This is a genomic window from Uniformispora flossi, assembly GCF_049534875.1.
Classification (GTDB): domain Bacteria; phylum Actinomycetota; class Actinomycetes; order Streptomycetales; family Streptomycetaceae; genus Yinghuangia; species Yinghuangia aomiensis.
The window spans coordinates 427,363-444,982 of record NZ_JBMULZ010000001.1; the positions used below are offsets into that span (position 1 = coordinate 427,363).

Consider the following 17,620-nt stretch of genomic DNA (forward strand, 5'->3'; position numbering starts at 1 on the left):
GGCGCTGACCTCGATCTCGCTGCGCTGGGGGCTGAAGCAGCGGTCCGGCCTGAACCTGGAGGTCACCCCGCCCTACCGGCCGATCGTCGACGGCCAGGAATTCCTGGCCGCGGCAGGTTCGTTCGCGGTGCGGCCGGACCAGACCGGGTTCGTCGAAGCGTTCAACCGCGAACTGCACGTGCTCCGCGACAGCGGCGACCTGCTGCGCATCCAGCAGCCGTTCGGGTTCACCAAGGACGACGTGCCGGCTCCGGATCTGACCGCGGAGAAGGTGTGCCAGGGATGACCCGACGAAGCGGGGAGGCACACAAATGACCTCCGGACAGCTCAGGCTCCTGCTCGAAGGCGCCCTCAACACCATCTACCTGACCCTCGGCGGCACCGGGATCATGCTGCTGCTCGGCTTGGTCGCGGGCATCGCCCGCACACGGGGCCATCGCCCGGTGCGTTTCCTGGCCGGCTGCTACATCGAGGTCTTCCGCGGCCTGCCGGTGCTGGTCTTGGCGTTCTGGTTCGTGTTCGCCCTGCCCGCGCTCGGCTGGCAGCTCGCGCCGCTGTGGGCGGGCATGCTCGCACTCGGCCTCAACATGGGCGCCTACGCCGCGGAAGTCGTCCGCGGCGCGATCCAGGCGGTGCCTCCCGGGCAGACCGAGGCCGGGATCGCCCTCAACCTGTCGCGGTGGCAGCGCATCCGCTACGTCGAGGTCCCGCAGGCCTACGTCGCGATGCTGCCGCCCCTCGGCAACAACCTCATCGAACTGCTGAAGGCGTCCGCCGCGGTGTCGATCGTGTCGATCCCCGACCTGACCTTCAACGGCCAGCTCATCCGCATGTCCTCCGGTGAGACCACGCTGGTCTTCACCGGCCTGCTCTTCGGCTACGCGGTGATCGCGCTGGTGCTCACCGCGCTCATGCGCCTGCTGGAGCGGCGCGCCGTGCGCTCGCTGGGCCGCGTCCCCGAGCCGGGGATGCTGCGACGAATGCTGCGACGGGCGGAGGCGACGGCATGAGCTGGGACTGGGACTACGCCTGGGACATCGTCCCCGACCTGTGGGACGGCATGAAGGTCGCGCTTGAGGCGACCGCATACGGCTACCTGATCGCCCTCGCCCTCGGGCTCGGTCTCGCGCTCCTGCGGCGCTCGCGCCACCGCCTGGTGGCGGTGCCGATCGCGCTGGTCTCGGAGTTCGTCCGCTCGACGCCGCTCCTCGTCCAGCTGTTCTTCATGTTCTCGGTCCTGCCGACGATCGGCCTCGACTGGGAGCCGCTCACGGTCGGTGCGGTGACCTTGGGCATCCACTACGCGACGTACACCTCCGAGGTGTTCCGCTCCGGCATCGACAACGTGCCCGCCGGCCAGTGGGAGGCGGCAACCGCGCTGAACCTGCCGCGGCGGCGCGTGTGGACCTCGGTGATCCTGCCGCAGGCCGTACCGCGGGTGATCCCGGCCCTCGCGAACTACCTGATCGCGATGTTCAAGGACACCCCGCAGCTCATCGCCATCACCGTCCTGGAGGTGTTCTCCACCGCCCGCGAGCTGAACGCGGAGACCTTCCGCACGCTGGAGCCGTTCACCATGGCGGGCCTCTTCTACCTCGTCGTCACGCTCGTGATGTCCGGCCTGGCGAAGCTCGTCGAACGCCGCTTCGGCCTGGTGAGGCAGACATGAGCCGCGTCCGGGAGCACGAGCCCCCGCACCCGGAACGGACAGACGACCCGCACGCCCCGGAACAGGAGGACTCCCGATGACGGAGACCGCAGCCGCCGAAGCGGCAGACGAGAGCAAGCAGCCGTCGACCGCCATCGTCGCGTTCGAGAACGTCGAAAAGCGCTTCGGCGACCAGACCGTGCTCGACAACCTGTGCTTCGACGTGGCACCGGGCGAACGCGTCACGCTCATCGGCCCCAGCGGCTCGGGCAAGACCACCATCCTGCGCATGCTGATGACCCTGACGCGCCCGGACAACGGCATCGTCCGGATCGACGGCGAGCCCCTGTTCCACGAACAGCGCGGCGACCGGCTCGTCCCCGCGTCGGACAAGCACATCCGGGCCATGCGCAGCCGGATCACCATGGTGTTCCAGCAGTTCAACCTCTTCCCGAACATGAAGGTGCTGCGCAACGTCACCGAAGCCCCGGTCCGCGCCCACGGCGTCCCCAAGGCCGAAGCCGAGGAACGCGCCGCGTCCCTCCTCGAACTCGTGGGCCTGCGCGACAAACTCGATGCCTACCCCTCGCAGCTCTCCGGCGGCCAGCAGCAACGCGTGGCCATCGCCCGCGCGTTGGCCGTACAGCCGGACATCCTGCTGCTGGACGAGGTCACTTCGGCGCTCGACCCGGAGATCGCGGCCGAAGTCCTCGACGTCCTCCGCGAGGTGGCCCGCACCACCGACGTCACCATGCTCTGCGTCACGCACGCCATGCGCTTCGCCCGCGACGTCTCCAACCGCGTCCTGATGTTCTGCGACGGCAAAATCGTCGAATCCGGCTCACCCGAGCAGCTCTTCGGCGACCCGCAGCACGAACGGACCCGGCGGTTCCTGAAGTCGGTGCTCGACGAGGCGTGAGCGCTCATCCGGCCGACAAGGGACGGGCCTTCGCCGCCGCCTGCGTGTAGTAGGCCACGGCAAGCTGCGAGGATCCGCTTCCCACCTGGAAGTAGACGTAGCCGAGGATCACCGGGCCGAGCTTCTCGACGGCCACGTAGCCGTTGATCTGGATGCCTTGATAGGTGCCGTCCAGCCGCAGTGCGGCCGACCCGGGGCCGCCGAAGTCCATCGGGGTGCCGTCGAAGGTCAGCACGGCGGATCCCTCGCTGTGGAACGTCAGCGAGCGGCACTGGGCCACCGCGGCCCGCAGTTGCTCGTAGCCGTTGGCCAACGCGACCTGGTCGGGGGTGGTGGCCAAGGTCTCCGCGAGGTAGGGCCCCTGGTCGCCTGCGGTGAACTCCGCCTCGGCCTGGGTCCCCTCGGGGCCGGACGGAGCATTCAGCATGCCGGCCAGGGGTTCACAACCGGTCACCGTCGTCGCGGAGGTGCCGCCGGTGGACGTCTGGGGCGTGAACGGCGGGCCCAGATCCGCAGCCGTCAGAAGCGCCGCCTGCATCTCGGCCGCCGTCGGCGCGCCCGGATCGGATGCCGGGGCGCTCACGCCGGGTGCGGCGGCGACGTAGCCGGTGGAGCCTGCCGTCAGCATACCCAGCACCGCCAACAGCCCGGCGATCACCGGCCATCGCCGGAAACCGCGGAAGAAGTAGCCCTGCCCAGCTCGCACCATGCCCATCGCCCGGCCGAAGTCCGGTGCGTTCACGCACCACGATGAATGACTCCAGTTTCCCACCGGTGGCCGCCGCGGTCGCGCGGAAGCCGTCCGGGAAGGCCGCCCGGCCGGCTGTCCTCCGGGCTGCGGGGCACGTACGACACCCGAGGCCGGCTACCCGGCCCCCGTGAAGTACTCCCTCGGGTCGAGGGCGTTCAGCGCGACCCACTGCCGGGGCGTCGCCGTCGCGGACACCTTGGCGGTCTCGGGCGGTACCCGGAAGAAGCCCCGGGCCTCCAGCGCGATCCGCGGGTCGTCGTCGATGCGGCGGGCCATGTCGTAGTAGACGGCCAGCACGTGCACGCAGCGCGGGACGTCCGCCGGGCAGGAGCATGCGACGCGCACGAGTTGCGGTGCGGGCGGGTGCCCCGCCGCGGCGACGGCGCGGTACAGCTCTTCCGTGAGCACCGGCTGACCGCCGGACAGGCGCCGGGAGATCTCGGCCGACGCCTCCCGCGGCATCGGTGCGACCTCGATGTCGGTCGCCAGGGTGTGGCGGCCGTGCCGCACGACGGCGCGCACGGTGCCGCCGTCGATCGCGGCCTCCACGTGGCCGTCGCGGGCGAGTCGGCGGGCGCGCGGCAGCTGCGGGTCCGGGCGGGTCTGGCTCAGCGGCTCGGCGAGCCGGACCCAGTCCCTGCCCCACACCGTGTAGCCGAAGTCGTTGTCGGGCATGGTCAGTTGTCCCGCTTCCTGCGCAGCGTCGCGATCAGGTGGTCGTCGTCCATGCGGGCGAGTTCGGCGACGCCGGACATGTCGGTGACGTCGGAGAGCGCGGACTTGCGCGCGTGCATGGCGGCGATGTGCTCTTCGACGGTGGTCCCCGTGGTGAGCGTGGTGATGGTGACGGTGCGCGTCTGGCCGATCCGGTGGACGCGGTCGGAGGCCTGCGCTTCGACGGCGGGGTTCCACCATCGGTCGTAGTGGACGACGTCGGCGGCCCGGGTGAGGGTGAGCCCGGTGCCGCCGGCCTTCAGGCTGAGCACCAGCACCTCCGGGCCGTCGTCGGCCTGGAACTCCCGGACCATGGCGTTCCGGCGGTCCTGGTCCAGGCCGCCGTGGAAGAACGGCACGGCCAGGCCGAACTGTTCGGCGCAGTGGCGCACCAGCAGTTCGCCGGTCTGCCGGTACTGGGTGAAGATCAGGGTCGGCGCCCCTGCATCGAGGTTGTTGGCCACGATGTCGGTGCAGAGATCGAGCTTTCCCGAGCGTCCGGCCAGCTCACCGAGGTCGCCGGTGACCAGGCCCGGGTGGTTGCAGACCTGCTTGAGCGCGGTCAAGGCCGCCAGCACCCGGGCCTGGCGCCGGACCCCGCTGCCGAAGCCGTCGTCGATCGCCTGCTCCAGCAGCCGGTCGTACACCTGCTGCTGTTCCTCGGTGAGGTCGCAGAGCAGATCGGCGTGGAGCTTGGCGGGCAGGGAGTTGGCGACCTGCGCCTTCTTCCGCATCAGCACGACCGGCTCGATCACCCCGCGCAGCCGGGCCGCGGCGGCCGCGGAGCCCTCCGCGATCGGCCGGGCGAAGCGGCGCCGGAACTGCGTCCGGTGCCCGAACAGGTGCGGTGCGACCAGGTTCAGCAGCGCCCACAGTTCGTCGAGGCGGTTCTCGACGGGGGTGCCGGTCAGGGCGATGCGGGCGTCCGCCGCGATGCTCCGTGCGGCTTTGGAGATCTGTGTGCGGGGGTTCTTGAGGACCTGTGCCTCGTCGAACACCGCGGTGGCCCAGTGGTGTCCGGCCATGGCCGCGCTGTGCAGGCGCAGCGTCGGGTAGCCGGTGAGCACGACCGTCCCGGGGTCCGCCGGTTCGAGCGGTCCGCCTCGCCAGACGGCCGTCCGCAAGCCGGGTGCGAAACGCGCGATCTCGTGGGCCCAGTTGCCGACCAGGGTGGTGGGGCAGACCACCAGCTGCGGCCCGTCCTCGGCTTCGGCGGCGAGGTGGCCGATGGTCTGCAGGGTCTTGCCCAGGCCCATTTCGTCGGCGAGAACCGCGCCGCCGTGCGCGGCGAGGGTCTCGCGCAGCCACCCCACACCGCGGACCTGGTACGGCCGCAGCTTCGCCTCCAGCGTGCCGGCCAGTTCGCGCGCCGTGGCGTCGGTCTGCCGGAATACGGCCGCGGCGTGCTCCGCCGACACCACGGCGACGCCCGTCGCGTCGGGGACCGCGTGCGCGGCGAGCGGCAGGGCCGGTTCGCCGCCCGCGATCCGCTCCCGCCAGACCTCCACCGACCGGCCGGGCGCGTCGAGCGGTGCGTCGACGAGCGCGTCCGGCTCCACCAGCACGCAGGGCACGTCGGCCACCTCGAACCCGCCGAGGTCCGCGGTCGGCACGACCAGCGCCACGGTGTCGACGTCCCCGACCCCCGGAGCGGTCCCCACGGCACGTCCGGACCAGCTCCACAGCGCGAACATATGCCGACCGGGCAGATAGGTGGCCTGGCTTTCCGACAACGTTGGCGCCACTGCCATAAATACCCCCGGAACGATCCTCGAATACATGGAGACCGGGACCGTAGGCAATATTCACAAGTTTGTCAATCGCGCATCCAACTACCGCCGAGGGCAGGGAAATTCAGCCTTGTCAAATATACCCGAGCCACCTGCGGGCGACTTTGTCAATGGCCATTCGAAGACACACCCGCCATCGATTTGTCAAATTCCCTGCGGTATTTTCTGCGCGCTTTATCCGATCGGCCGGGTAGCCCGCACGACCAGCTCCACCAGCGCCTCGATCTCGTCCTCCGCCATCGGCCGGTAGAGCATCAGCGGCGCCATCATCAGCTGGCTGACCAGCATGTTCATGACCGCGATCGGACTGCAGGCCGGGTCCACCTCGCCGCGGGCGATCCCCCGGGCGACCACCTCGCGCCACTGCTCCTGCACCGGTTCGAAGTGTTCGAGGATCAACGCCTTGAGTTCGGGTTCGCGGCGGCCCGCGATCATGGCGCTGGTGCTGACCTCCACCGGGCTGGCGAAGAACACCGACAGGCGTTCGGCGAGGAGCCGGAGATCCCGGGGCCACGATCCGGTGTCGGGGACTTCGACGCCTCCGGAGTGTTCGCCCAGCGCTTCGCGGACCAGGTCGGTATAGGTGGGCCACCACCGGTAGACCGTCTTGCGGTTGATGCCGGCGCGGACGGCGACGTCGCTGACGCCGAAGTCGACGACGCCTTCGGCGAGCAGGTCGAGCACGGTCCGCGCCACCGCCTGCCGGACCTTCTCGCTGCGCCCGCCGGAGCGCACGCGTTCGCGCGGCGTGGTCTCCTCTGACATCCCCACCACCTTCTAAAGGGTCACACTGTTGACTTTAACGGGGTGGCGGCTCCACCATGTGCATCATGCCGGGCCACCCGAACCCGGCGCGTCACCGCACAGCCCAGGCCCCGCCGGAGTGCCACTCCCGCCGTCCCCGCGCCGACGCCAGGCCCTCCCGCACGAAACCCCACCGCCGCACCTCGACCGGCAGGCGTCGGTCATCCCTGCGCGCTTGCCTTCGCATACCAAGAACCTGACACAGCAAAGGACTTCACTATGAAGGTCGTCATCCTCAGCTGCGGCTCGGTCGCCGGCCGCGTCGCCGACCGCGCCGCCGCCTTCCCCGAAATCGACGAGCTGGTCGTCGCCGACATCGACGAGACGGCGGCCCGCGGCCTCGCCGCCCGGACCGGCGCCCGCGCCGAGGTGTTCGACGCGACGGACCCCGGCAGCCTCGCCAAGGTGCTGGAAGGCGCGGACGTCGTGTTCAACGGCGTCGGCCCCTTCTACCGCTTCGCCCTGCCGATCATCGACGCGGCCGTCGACGCCGGCGCGCACTACATCGACATCTGCGACGAATTCGACGTCGCCGAAGCACTCGTGACGCAGAACCGGTACGACGAGCGGGCCCGCGCCGCGGGCGTCACGGTCCTGACCGGCTGCGGCTCCGCGCCCGGCACGACCAATCTCATGGCCCGCATGGCGTGCGACCGCCTCGACCGCGCCGACGCCGTGCACGTCGTCCTCGGGCTGCCGTTCGTCGCCAACCTCGGCGCGACGATCCTCGAGCACATGTTCCACTCGCTGAGCGGCGAGGTCACCCAGTTCCTCGACGGCGAGTACCGCAAGGTCCCGGCCTGGGCGGACCGTCGCACGTTCCCGCTCCTCCCGCCGCTGGGCAACCGGGAGTTCGGCTACTTCGGCCACGCCGAGCCGCTCACCCTCCCGAAGTTCGTCCCCGGCCTCAAGGAAGCCACCAGCCGCTTCACCTGGTGGCAGGAGGAAGGCAACGCGATCTACCGGAACCTCGGCGCGCTCGGACTGCTCGGCCCCGAGCGCGGCGACGGCATGCCGATGTCGCCGCAGGCCTACACCGCCCGGCACTTCTGCTCGGCGGAAGGCGAAGCGGCCGTGCAGATCGACGTCTCCGGCGACCCGCTGATCGCCGTGTTCCACATACGCGCCGAGGGAGAGATCGACGGCGCACCGGCCGTCGTGACCGTCGAGTCGCACACCGACATGGCCGAACTGGACCTGGCCGACGGCGCCGACACGACGGCCATCCCCGCGGCGGCCTTCCTGCACCGCCTGATCAAGGGCGAAGTCGACCGCACCGGCGTGCTCGCCCCCGAGGCGTGCTTCGACCCCGAGCCGTTCCTGCGCGAGGTCCTGCCGCAGCTCGGCAACACGCTGACCATGCGCGTCGAGCAGACCGCCCGGATGGTCTGACCCGCTTCCCTCCCGCCCTGCGTCCGCCTCCCGAGGGGTTCCGCCATGCCCGCACCAGCGCACCACCCCGGTTCCAGACCCGACGCACCCGAGCCCGCGCGGCCCGGCGGCCGAGGTCGCCTCCCCGAGGACGCCCGCGCCCGCATGTGGGCCGTAGTCCTGCTCATCGTCCTCGCCACCGAAGTCGCGCCGATGCAGTACACACTCGTCGCCACCGCGACCGAGCGCATCGGCCACTCGTTCCCGTCCGTCGGCAGCGATCTGAGCTGGATGGTCATCATCATCGGCCTGGTCGGCGGCGCCACCACGCCGATCATCGGCAAACTCGGGGACCTCTTCGGCAAGCGGCTGCTGCTCGTCGGCGGCATGCTGCTGTTCCTGGTCGGCTCTGTGGTCTGCGCGACGACGCACGACTGGACCCTGTTCCTGGTCGGACGGGCCTTCCAGTCCACGTCGTTCGCCATCACCGCCGTGGCCGCGAGCCTGCTGCGCGACATCCTGCCGCGCAAGTACGTGACCATCGCCGTCGGCGCCCTCGCCACCGGCATCGGCGTCTCGTCCCTCGCGACCCCGTTCCTCGGCGGCTGGCTCAGCGACACGTGGGGCTGGCGCTCGATGTTCTGGTTCCTCGTCGTCTACACGGCGCTCCTGCTGCCGCTGGTCGCCCTGTGTGTCCCGGAGAGCGACGTGCGCGTCGGGCAGTCGCTGGACTGGATCGGCTCGGTCCTCCTCGGCGCCGGGGCCGCGCTCATCCTGCTCTACATCTCCGAAGGCCAGGTCTGGGGCTGGAGCCGGCCGAGCGCGTGGGGGTACGCGGCCGGCGGCGTCGCCCTGCTCCTGGTCTTCCCGGCCTGGGAACGGCGCGCCAAGGACCCGATCATCGACCCCGACCTCCTCAAAGCGCCGAAGGTCTCGCTGCTGCTCGCCATCGGCCTGTTCTCCCAGATCATGGTCGGCATCCAGGGCTACGCACTCGCGTACATGGCGCAGACCGACGGCAAGGTCGTCAACGATGCCGTCGTCGCGGGCGTCGCCCAAGAGGCCGGGACCACACCCGACCAGATCGCCCCCGCGATCACCTTCCACGGCGACATCTCGTACGCGCTCGGCTTCGGCCTCACCGCGCTGGCCGTGCACCTCATGACCTGGCAGACCGTGCCCTCGATGGTGTCCGGCCCCGCCGCGGGCGTCATCGGCAAGAAGCGCGGCCTGCGTCTGCCCTACGTGTGGTCGCTGCTGCTGATGACCGCGGCGATGGGCCTGTACGGCTTCTTCCACGGCTCGTGGCAGATCCTGCTGCCGATCGGCATCGTCTTCGGCCTCGCCACCGGCCTCTACTACGGCTCCGACAACAACCTCGTCATCGAGGCCGTGCCCGAGGAACAGCAAGGCATCGCCGCCGGAATGCTCACCCTCGCGGAGTCGTTCGGCGCCGCGTTCGGCACCGCCATCCTCACGTCCATCCTCGCCGCGCACCCCTACCGGGCGTCGATGGACGACGGGACCGGACACGTGTCGACCTTCGACATCGACCAGGTCTTCACCGACAGCGGATGGACCGCCGGCTTCTTCGCCGCCGCCGTCGCCGGTGTCATCGCCCTGGGCATCAGCCTGTTCATGAAGTCCGGACGCACCCCGGCGACCGGCGGCCAGTCCGCGGACCTGCCCGTCGCGCCCGCGAAGCTCGAGAACGCCTGACCTCCGGGACGGCCCCTCCCCACCGAAAGGCACGTGTCTTGCCTGTCACCGATCCCCTTGACGACACCGGTCCTCTTGACGGCGCCGATGCCCTTGACGACGTCGGTCCCCATTACGACGCCGTCGTCGTCGGCGCCGGCCCGATCGGCTCGGCGACCGCCCGCCACCTCGCCGAACAAGGTGCATCCGTCCTGGTCGTGGGCCCGGAGGAGCCCGCCGGCTTCGCCGACCACGACGGCGTGTGGGCCGGGCACTACGACCAAGGGCGCCTGTGCCACGTCCTCGAAGTACCGCTCGCCACCACGCTCATGGCGCTGCGCTCGGTACGCCGCTTCGCGGACCTCGCCGACCGCACCGGCGTGTCGTTCACCCATGCGATCGAGTCGGTCGCGGTCATGCCGGAAGGGATCGACGATCCCGAACTGGCCGCGTGGTTCGACCCCGACCGGTTCGTCGCCAACGCACGGGACCTCGGCAAGGACGTACAGCGACTCGGCGGTGCGGAACTGGCCGCGGCATACCCGAAGTTGCGTTTCGAAGCCGGCCACGTCGGCGTGCGCCAGCACGACGCGCTGATCGTCAACCCGCGCGACCTCACCCGAGCCGAACTGGCCGCGGCCAGCGCCGCCGGAGCCGTCCTGGTACGGGACTCGGTAGTCGACGTCGGTCCGTCGACGTCCGGCCGCCGCGCGGTGACGACTCGTGGCGGGCAGCGGTGGAGCGCCGGGACGGTGATCGTGGCCACCGGCGCGTCCACCAACACCAATGGCTTCCTGCCGCGCCCGCTGGCGATGGAGGTGTTCGGCGCGACGGTGACCCTGGTGGAGGTCGCCGACCCGGCGGAGTTCGACGGGTATCCCGGCCTCATGTACCTCAAGGCGGGCGCCCGGGGTGTCGCGTACGGCGGGATCGTCATGCCGCCCCTGCGCTACCCCGACGGCAAGTGGTACGTGAAGTGCGCAGGCGACAGCGTCCTCGCCAACCCGCTGACGACCGCAGCCGACATCGGCGCGTGGGTGCGGACCGGCGGGGTCCCCGGGGACATCGGCACCGCGCGGGCGCTGCTCGCCGAACTGATGCCGGACAAGGCCTTCGGCGCCGCGCACACCCGTCCCTGCCTGGTGTCCGCCAACCACAGCCTGCACCCGTACATCGACGTGGTGGACGACGGGCTCGTGGTCGCGACCGAAGGCGAACGGGGGGTCATGGCCGCCGACGAGGTCGGCCGCCTGACCGCACACCTCGCCGCGACCGGCGGTTGGCGGGACGGGCTGCCCCGGGAGCTGTTCGCGGCCCGGTGGCTCGACCCCGCGGGGTAGGCGCCCGGCCCCGGCGACGCCGCCCCCGTCGGGGTCACCGACGCGCGCGTCCCTCCGTCACCGTGCACACGCGGAACGCCTTGCCCGCCACCGGCAGCCGCATCAGCGGGGCGACGGGGCAAAGGTCCAGGACGCCGGTCGCGAGCGGAAGGACGCCGAAGGCGGCCAGCGCCCACCAGCCGCCGCCGGCGCTCGCACCGGCGGCGATCATGGCCAGCCCCATCCCCGCGCGGATGACCCGGCCCTTGTGGCCACCCATGAAGACAACGAATCGGCGCATGCTCACTCCTCGACGGCGGGCGCGGGGCCCGGCCACGGTGCTCGAACCACAGTGGTGAAAAATACCCCCCTAGGTATTTTCGAGCATACGGCATGGCGGTGGGCGGGTCGAAGGAGCGGAACGCCGCGCAGGCAGGCCGTCGAGCGGAGAACCCGCGCGGGAGGCCGGCGGCGGCGCGCAGATGCTTGCCACGTGGCCGGCCGCAGCCGGTGCGGCGATGCCTGCTGCCTGGCCGGCCACAGCCGGTGCGGCAGTCCGCACGCCGGGCACAGCACCGCTGGTCGTGACGCGCCGCCGACGAGGCGGACCGGGTAGCCCGCACGCTCCGGCCCCCGCGCCCCGCGACGCCGGACACGTACCTCCAGCCCCCGTGCCTCCATCCCTCGGCGCGGGGGCTGCGGCGTCACTCCAGCCGGATCCCGTAGTGGTCCGTGTACGGCCGCATCCGCTCCCGCAAGGCGGCCTTGTCGATGCCGAACTGCTCGGCCGTGTAGTGGTGCGTGCCGAGCGCGCCCTGCGGGCGGTTGGCGACGTAGTGGCGGATGGCGTCGGCGTGAGCGCCGGTGAACTCGCGGCCCATCGTGGCGTAGGCGCGCTCGACCGCGCCCGCCGGATCGGCCAGCAGGTCGGCGAAGTGCACGTCGATGATGCGGTCCGGGAGTTCGCCCGCGACGCGCCGCCGCATCACGTTCAGCATGATCGGGCACATGCCGTCGTCGCTGCCGACCGCCGCCGGGTCCACGTCGTCGCTGCGCAGCCAGCGCACCGTCGCGAGAGTGCTCGCTCCGGAGACGGTGGTCTTCACCGGGTCGCGGTGGTTGTGGATCACCCAAGCGTCGGGGTAGAGCGCGAAGACCAGGTCCAGGGTGCCCAGGTAGACGGGCGTCTTGAGGACCCACGTGGCCGGGTCCTGCCCGTGCTGGAGGGCTTGGAGCACCGCGCGGTGGAACTTCATCGCCGCCATCGGGTCCGGGGCCCAGGCCGGGATGTCCGCGGCCATCCGCCAGTACATGCCGGAGAACGAGGGCATCTGCACATGGATGCACTCCTGCGGATAGGCCGCCTTCAGGTCGTGCACCGCGAGGAACTCGGGCTGCACGTCGCCCCACAGCTCGTACTCGCCCGCGGCCCGGCGGATCCGCTCCTCGCGGGAACCTCCGCCGACCGCACCGGGGTCGGCGATCTCCCAGCCGTTGGGTCCGCGCAACGCCGGGTCGAGGTCGAGGAGTTCGAGCAGGAGCGAGGTGCCGGACCGGGCCGGGCCGGTGACCAGCACCGGGGCGGCAATGCGCTCGTCGGCGACACCCGGCCGCCTGCGCCGGTCCTCGGTGACCCACAGCCGCGTGCGCAGACATCGGATCATCTCGGCGCGCGTCATGAGCCGGCCCAACGCGTGCATGTTCGCGCTGTCGTCGATGGCGGCCGTCAGCGCCTTGAGCCGGGCCGGCCAGTCGCCGTCGAGGTCGCCGAAGTCGCTCAGCCCCGTCGAGTCGACGGCGGACTGGCACATCGCGTCGACGTCCAGCGGGACCAGTCGCTCGGCCCCGCCCGCCGCATCGCCCATCGCGTTGAAGTGCCGGACCCACGCGGGGCGCGGATACAGCTCGAACCGCCCGCCGTCTGCCATCGTCTGCTCCTGTCGTTCGGTCGTGCGTGCGTGCGTGCGTTCGGTCGTGCGTGCGTGCGTCCGTCGTGGCGTGGCGTGGGGGGCTGGCGTTGGGGGGCGGGTCAGCGTCCGGCGTCGAGGACGGCGTCGAGGTCCTCGGCGGCCACCACGCGGGCCGACGGCGGGTCGACGACCGCGTCCCGGGGGCCGACCCAGCGCAGGATGAGCACGCCGTAGCGGTGCCCGGCGGTGTCGAGCCAGTTCGGGTGGACGGGGCGGCCGTGCGTGAGCACCAGGCGGATCGAGCCGTCGGCCTCGGGCGTGACCTCGGCGTTGGTACGGCTGGTGGGCCGGCTGCGGTGGTTCAGGGTCTCGTGGAACCGCGTCATCACGGCGATGTTCCAGTAGACGGCGTCGAGTGGCTGGAGGTCGACGACGAGCGCCTCATCCGCGCCGAGGTCGTACGTGGCGAGCATGTAGAGGTTGTCCATGCCGCTCACGTCGGCGCCCAGGGCGTCGGAGTTCGTGATGACGAACTGGTGCGGGGTGTCGAACAGTTCCGGGTGCACCATGCGGTTCAGCGACGTCATGAACCGGAACGCGCCGGTGGCCCCGCGGATCCCGGCGGCGATCTCGCCGTCGCGGTGCGGGACCAGCGCGAGTTGCTCGGCGTCGTCCAGGACCTCGACGGAGTACGTGGCCAGGCTCTCCTGCGTACGGTCGCCGATGAACTGGCGGATGAGGATCGAGTACGGCCCCTCGGGCGTCTTGATCCACGTCCCCGCTTCACTCGGCTCGGTCGGCGCGAGCACCAGCGTGAAGTCGCCGTCGCCGTCGAGCCCGAGCGAACTCTGGTTGCGGTAGTCGAAGGTGCTGCGCCGCTCCCCCGCCGCCGCGGTGAACGTCATGCTCAGGTGCGCGACGGTCCCGGCGTTGCCCCGGATCCGGTAGCGGTGCGCGCCGTTCAGCCGGAGCGAGTCGTACTCCGCGTCCGGATTGTCGCCGCCGACCTTGCGGCCGGGCGTGTCCATCCGGGTGAAGTGCGGGGCGCGCGGGTGGCCGTCCGCGGACACCTCGACGGACATCGCCAGCACCCGGAGCAGCATGAGCGCCGCCTGCGCCGCCTCGTCCTCGGTACGCGCGTCGGCGAGGACCCCGTCGAGCCGGGTGCCGATCGCGGCGTGCAGTTCACGCAGCGCGCGGACGCTCTCCAGAGCTTCGTAGGCCGTCGTCTCGCTCATCGTCGTCTCCTGTTCGTGGCACGCCGAGTTGCACGCCGTGTCCCACCGGCCGCGTTAACATACAAGGTGTATGGAAATAGATGAAGGGCCGGAGGCGCCGAATCTCCGCTCGCCGACCGGCATCAAGTAGCGTCGCCCGGGGGCGATCCGGGCCCTTTCGCGCGCACACTCGGGAGATCGTGGTGACCCAGGAACACAGCACCGCGCGCGGCCCGCGCCCCGCCGGCCGACCCCGCGACCTGGAACGCCACCGCGCGGTCCTCACGTCCACCCGCGCGATCCTCGTCGCGGACGGCTACCCCGGCGTCACCTTCGCCGAAGTCGCCCGCAGCGCGGGCGTGACCCGGCAGCTCGTCTACCGCTGGTGGCCGACCAAGGCAGCCCTCGTCTCCGAAGCCATGTTCGCCGCCGAGGCCACGACCTGGCCGAGCACCTTCCCCGGCCCCCTCGACCACGACGTCCGCACCTGGGTCGACGCCATGGTCACCCACGCGGCCCGCCCGGACGTGCGCGCCGGCGTCCGCGGCCTCCTCGCCGAAATCGGCACCTCCGACACCCTGCCGGGCCTGTCCAAGCACCTCATCACCCCGATCCGCCACTCCCTCGACGCCCTGCTCACCGCCGCCCAAGCCCGCGGCGAAGTCCACCCGGACATCGACCCGGTCCTCACCACGGAGACCGTCACCGGCGCCATCACGATGCACTTGCTCCTGGACCGGGCGGAACCCCCGGTGATCACCGCCCACTTGACGCAACTGCTGACGTGGGCGTTCGGCTCGCGGGCAGCGCAGCAGGAACTGCCCAGGCCCTCCGCTCAGGGTCACCCCTGAATCACGGCCGCTTCGTGTCACCGTTTCGCGACAGCGGATTCCGGGTGCCGCGGCCGATCGAACAATGAGGCCATGCTGACCCTTTCCGCCGGCGCCAACGCGCCCGTCTCGGAACGCGCCTTCGCGACGACGGTGACCTGGGACGCCCGCCCCGGAGCCCCGGCCGTCGACGTGTGCGCTCTCCTGCTCGGTACCGACGGCAAGGTGCGTTCGGACGCCGATTTCGTCTTCTACAACCAGCCGACCGGGGGCAACGGCGCGGTGCGGTGCACGGCCTCGGACGCTCCGGGCCAGGCATGCGTCCGGGTCGCACTCGACGTCCTGCCCGCGGACGTGGCCCGCGTCATCGTCGCCGCGTCCACGGACGGACGCGCCTTCGCCGACGTCGCCGGCCTCCGCACCGAAGTCACCGCCCTCGGCGCCGGGTTCGCCGCCACGTGTGCCGTCACCGCCACAGGGCCGGAGACCGTGCTGGTCCTGGCCGAGTTCTACCGCCGCGGCGCTGCCTGGAAGATCCGCGCCGTGGGACAGGGGTACGCCTCCGGCCTGGCCGGACTCGCACAGGACTACGGCGTGACGGTGGACGACGATTCCCACGCGGCGGCACCCACACCGCACGCACCGACCCCAGCAGCCGTCCCACCCCGCCCCTCGACGCCTCCCCCGCTGCCCGCACGCCCCGCCGCACCCCCGCCGACGCCCGGCCCCGCCCTCGGCGGCTTCCCTCCCGCCGCGGACTCCGCCCGCCTCTCCGACCGCGCCCTCGCGCTGCGGATGGAGTACCGCAAGCGCGATGCCGCCGCGGCCATGGCCGCCTGCGGGCTGTCGGGGCTCCGCGCACGGGTCGTGGTGGCCATGGACGCCTCGGCCGACATGGCGGACATCATCAGGCCGCCCCAGGCGCGCCGGCCGGGCGGCCTCACGCTCCAGGAGCACATGGAAAACCACGCCGCGATCACCGCACTGATCGAACGCCTCGCCGCGGTGGCCGCCTGCGCGGCGGACGACGCGGAGGCGGAGGTGTGGGCGTACGTCAACCGCCATACCCGCCTACGTCGCAAGCTGTCCGTCGCCGAACTCCCCTACTGGCTCAAGCGCGACCGCCTGCACGCGCTCCGCCACGGCATCATCCCCAACCAGGCCCGCGTCGCCGCCGAACTCGCCGACACCTACGACGCCCCCGCCGGCAGCCGCCCCACCCTGGTCCTCTTCTTCACCGCCTCCGACCTCACCGACTCCGCCCCGCTCGCCCGAACCCTCACCGAAGCGGCCGCGCTTCCGGTCTTCTGGCAGTTCATCGGCCTCGGCCCCACCGCCTTCACCACGCTCCGGCAGGTCGTCACGGACCTCCCCGCACGCCCCGCCGCCAACTGCGACTTCCTCGCCCTCGACGAGCCCGGCCTCATCACCGACCCCGCACTGTTCCCGGAACTCTTCGCCGCCTACGCCAACTGGCTCACCGCCGCAACCGCCTCGGGGATCGCCCGCTTCTGAACGACACACGCCGCCGCGGACCCGTACGTGCGACCGTTCGGTTACTCTGCCTCCGGTGCGGCCCTGACGTGCCATCAACGAGCGGACGGGGGAACGGCGTTGGAGACACCTGAAACACCTGGGACGGCGGTGCAGGCGGCCGGGGGGACGAGCGATCCGATGCGCGACTGGGATCCCCAGGGCATCGACGTCTCCGTACCCAGCGTTGCCCGCGTGTACGACGCGATCCTCGGCGGCAAGGACAACTTCGAGGTCGACCGGGCGATAGCCGACGAGACGCTGCGGGTTCTCCCCGGTGCCCGGATCGGCGCGCAGGCGCACCGCGCGATGATGGGGCGCGGCGTGCGGTTCCTCGCCGAGCAGGGCATCGACCAGTTCCTCGACCTGGGCTCCGGGCTGCCGAGTGGCGAAAACACGCACGAGATCGCGCAGTCGGTCAATCCCGAGGCACGCGTCGCGTACATCGACAACGACCCGATCGTCCTCGCCCACGGACGCGCGCTGCTCGCGAGCAACCCGTACACCAAGGTCGCCACCGCCGACCTGCGCGACCCCGCCGACGTGCTGTCCCGCCCCGAAGTCGTCGGCCTCCTCGACTTCTCCCGCCCGATCGCCCTGCTGATGCTCGGCGTCATCCACCACCTCGGCGACGCGGAAGACCCGAACGGCGTCGTCGCCGCCTACCGCGACGCCGTCGCCCCCGGCAGCTACCTCTACCTCACCCATTTCTGCGCGAGTGGCCCCGAGGCGGCCGAGATGGAGAAGCTGATGCTCCGCACCCTCGGCAGCGGCCGCTTCCGTAGCTCCGCCGAAATCGAGGCCTTCTTCGCCGGCTTCGACCTCGTCGAACCGGGCGTCGTCCCCCTGGCGGCATGGCGTCCCGCAACCCCGATCGCCGACCCGCTGCCGCCGTATCAGCGGGTGTCGTGGGGCGGGATCGGAAAGCTGCGGAGGACGGCGGGGGCCTGACCCGGCGGCTGAGCGCAGAACGCCGCTTGAAGGGCTCACCAGTCCCCGCTACTTGATCGATCTGTCCGGCGACGCACTCCTGGTGCATGTGCACTGTCACGTGTGACGCCAACCGCGGCCGAAACCCGCGTTGAGCCGCAAGGCCCCGGCGTCGGTGCCCGGTCG

The 17,620-nt window shown here is 71.4% G+C and carries 16 protein-coding genes and 1 pseudogene; 10 read left to right on the plus strand and 7 right to left on the minus strand.

Translation table 11 applies throughout. From position 1 onward, the window contains the following. The 4 genes and pseudogenes from ACPA54_RS01920 to ehuA form a co-directional block, all read left to right on the plus strand. Positions 1–286, plus strand: a pseudogene (locus ACPA54_RS01920) (ectoine/hydroxyectoine ABC transporter substrate-binding protein EhuB); the annotation flags it as partial. A gap of 25 nt (positions 287–311) precedes the next feature. Further along, entirely contained in the window at positions 312–1,010 is a 699-nt protein-coding gene (gene ehuC / locus ACPA54_RS01925; RefSeq protein WP_423526081.1) for an ectoine/hydroxyectoine ABC transporter permease subunit EhuC, read from the plus strand. Then, the gene (gene ehuD / locus ACPA54_RS01930; protein WP_345674796.1) at positions 1,007–1,669 is read left to right on the plus strand and encodes an ectoine/hydroxyectoine ABC transporter permease subunit EhuD; all 663 of its coding nucleotides are present in this window, start codon (positions 1,007–1,009) and stop codon (positions 1,667–1,669) included. Before ehuC ends, ehuD begins: the two co-directional genes overlap by 4 nt. Positions 1,670–1,745: 76 nt before the next feature. Next, on the plus strand, positions 1,746–2,567 hold the full coding sequence (gene ehuA, locus ACPA54_RS01935) for an ectoine/hydroxyectoine ABC transporter ATP-binding protein EhuA (protein WP_423526083.1): 822 nt from the start codon (positions 1,746–1,748) through the stop codon (positions 2,565–2,567). A gap of 4 nt (positions 2,568–2,571) precedes the next feature. Here the strand turns inward: ehuA and ACPA54_RS01940 are convergent, their stop codons facing one another. The 4 genes from ACPA54_RS01940 to ACPA54_RS01955 form a co-directional block, all read right to left on the minus strand. Then, positions 2,572–3,309, minus strand: coding sequence for a hypothetical protein (locus ACPA54_RS01940; RefSeq protein WP_423526085.1), 738 nt, complete (start codon positions 3,307–3,309; stop codon positions 2,572–2,574). Positions 3,310–3,432: 123 nt separating this feature from the next. Beyond that, a complete protein-coding gene (locus ACPA54_RS01945) occupies positions 3,433–3,993 on the minus strand; it encodes a hypothetical protein (protein WP_423526087.1) in 561 nt (186 codons plus the stop codon). A 2-nt stretch (positions 3,994–3,995) separates the two neighbouring features. Beyond that, positions 3,996–5,783, minus strand: coding sequence for a DEAD/DEAH box helicase (locus tag ACPA54_RS01950; RefSeq protein WP_423526088.1), 1,788 nt, complete (start codon positions 5,781–5,783; stop codon positions 3,996–3,998). 213 nt (positions 5,784–5,996) lie between these two features. Next, positions 5,997–6,587, minus strand: coding sequence for a TetR-like C-terminal domain-containing protein (locus tag ACPA54_RS01955; RefSeq protein WP_423526090.1), 591 nt, complete (start codon positions 6,585–6,587; stop codon positions 5,997–5,999). 258 nt (positions 6,588–6,845) lie between these two features. Between ACPA54_RS01955 and ACPA54_RS01960 the strand changes: the two genes are divergently transcribed. Genes ACPA54_RS01960 through ACPA54_RS01970 form a run of 3 tightly spaced genes read left to right on the plus strand, consistent with a single transcriptional unit; the run spans position 6,846 to position 11,035 of the window. Next, positions 6,846–8,018 (plus strand): saccharopine dehydrogenase family protein, encoded by a 1,173-nt coding sequence (locus ACPA54_RS01960; RefSeq protein ID WP_423526092.1) that lies wholly within the window; start codon positions 6,846–6,848, stop codon positions 8,016–8,018. 45 nt (positions 8,019–8,063) lie between these two features. After that, complete coding sequence (locus ACPA54_RS01965; protein ID WP_423526094.1) at positions 8,064–9,716, plus strand: MFS transporter; 1,653 nt, start codon at positions 8,064–8,066, stop codon at positions 9,714–9,716. 38 nt (positions 9,717–9,754) lie between these two features. Further along, positions 9,755–11,035: an NAD(P)/FAD-dependent oxidoreductase gene (locus tag ACPA54_RS01970; RefSeq protein ID WP_423526096.1), complete on the plus strand. Its 1,281-nt coding sequence runs from the start codon at positions 9,755–9,757 to the stop codon at positions 11,033–11,035. A gap of 34 nt (positions 11,036–11,069) precedes the next feature. Here the strand turns inward: ACPA54_RS01970 and ACPA54_RS01975 are convergent, their stop codons facing one another. The 3 genes from ACPA54_RS01975 to ACPA54_RS01985 form a co-directional block, all read right to left on the minus strand. Continuing rightward, positions 11,070–11,315 (minus strand): YgaP-like transmembrane domain, encoded by a 246-nt coding sequence (locus tag ACPA54_RS01975; protein ID WP_423526098.1) that lies wholly within the window; start codon positions 11,313–11,315, stop codon positions 11,070–11,072. 403 nt (positions 11,316–11,718) lie between these two features. Beyond that, positions 11,719–12,942, minus strand: a complete 1,224-nt coding sequence (locus tag ACPA54_RS01980) for a sulfotransferase family protein (protein WP_423526100.1) — start codon at positions 12,940–12,942, stop codon at positions 11,719–11,721. A gap of 101 nt (positions 12,943–13,043) precedes the next feature. Then, a complete protein-coding gene (locus tag ACPA54_RS01985) occupies positions 13,044–14,162 on the minus strand; it encodes a DUF1214 domain-containing protein (RefSeq protein WP_423526102.1) in 1,119 nt (372 codons plus the stop codon). 182 nt (positions 14,163–14,344) lie between these two features. Between ACPA54_RS01985 and ACPA54_RS01990 the strand changes: the two genes are divergently transcribed. The 3 genes from ACPA54_RS01990 to ACPA54_RS02000 all read left to right on the plus strand — a co-directional run bounded on the left by ACPA54_RS01990 (position 14,345) and on the right by ACPA54_RS02000 (position 17,455). Then, positions 14,345–14,992, plus strand: a complete 648-nt coding sequence (locus ACPA54_RS01990) for a TetR/AcrR family transcriptional regulator (RefSeq protein WP_423526104.1) — start codon at positions 14,345–14,347, stop codon at positions 14,990–14,992. Positions 14,993–15,064: 72 nt separating this feature from the next. Next, on the plus strand, positions 15,065–16,486 hold the full coding sequence (locus ACPA54_RS01995) for a VWA domain-containing protein (protein WP_423526106.1): 1,422 nt from the start codon (positions 15,065–15,067) through the stop codon (positions 16,484–16,486). A 159-nt stretch (positions 16,487–16,645) separates the two neighbouring features. Next, the gene (locus tag ACPA54_RS02000; RefSeq protein ID WP_423526108.1) at positions 16,646–17,455 is read left to right on the plus strand and encodes an SAM-dependent methyltransferase; all 810 of its coding nucleotides are present in this window, start codon (positions 16,646–16,648) and stop codon (positions 17,453–17,455) included. Positions 17,456–17,620: the final 165 nt, after the last annotated feature.

Bases quoted from the DNA above. Each gene is read 5' to 3' on its own strand.
- ehuC (WP_423526081.1), top strand. From the start codon at position 312: ATGACCTCCGGACAGCTCAGGCTCCTGCTCGAAGGCGCCCTCAACACC.
- ACPA54_RS02000 (WP_423526108.1), top strand. From the start codon at position 16,646: ATGCGCGACTGGGATCCCCAGGGCATCGACGTCTCCGTACCCAGCGTT.
- ACPA54_RS01950 (WP_423526088.1), bottom strand. From the start codon at position 5,783: ATGGCAGTGGCGCCAACGTTGTCGGAAAGCCAGGCCACCTATCTGCCC.
- ACPA54_RS01975 (WP_423526098.1), bottom strand. From the start codon at position 11,315: ATGCGCCGATTCGTTGTCTTCATGGGTGGCCACAAGGGCCGGGTCATC.
- ACPA54_RS01955 (WP_423526090.1), bottom strand. From the start codon at position 6,587: ATGTCAGAGGAGACCACGCCGCGCGAACGCGTGCGCTCCGGCGGGCGC.
- ACPA54_RS01985 (WP_423526102.1), bottom strand. From the start codon at position 14,162: ATGAGCGAGACGACGGCCTACGAAGCTCTGGAGAGCGTCCGCGCGCTG.
- ACPA54_RS01980 (WP_423526100.1), bottom strand. From the start codon at position 12,942: ATGGCAGACGGCGGGCGGTTCGAGCTGTATCCGCGCCCCGCGTGGGTC.
- ACPA54_RS01945 (WP_423526087.1), bottom strand. From the start codon at position 3,993: ATGCCCGACAACGACTTCGGCTACACGGTGTGGGGCAGGGACTGGGTC.
- ehuD (WP_345674796.1), top strand. From the start codon at position 1,007: ATGAGCTGGGACTGGGACTACGCCTGGGACATCGTCCCCGACCTGTGG.
- ACPA54_RS01995 (WP_423526106.1), top strand. From the start codon at position 15,065: ATGCTGACCCTTTCCGCCGGCGCCAACGCGCCCGTCTCGGAACGCGCC.
- ACPA54_RS01960 (WP_423526092.1), top strand. From the start codon at position 6,846: ATGAAGGTCGTCATCCTCAGCTGCGGCTCGGTCGCCGGCCGCGTCGCC.
- ACPA54_RS01965 (WP_423526094.1), top strand. From the start codon at position 8,064: ATGCCCGCACCAGCGCACCACCCCGGTTCCAGACCCGACGCACCCGAG.
- ehuA (WP_423526083.1), top strand. From the start codon at position 1,746: ATGACGGAGACCGCAGCCGCCGAAGCGGCAGACGAGAGCAAGCAGCCG.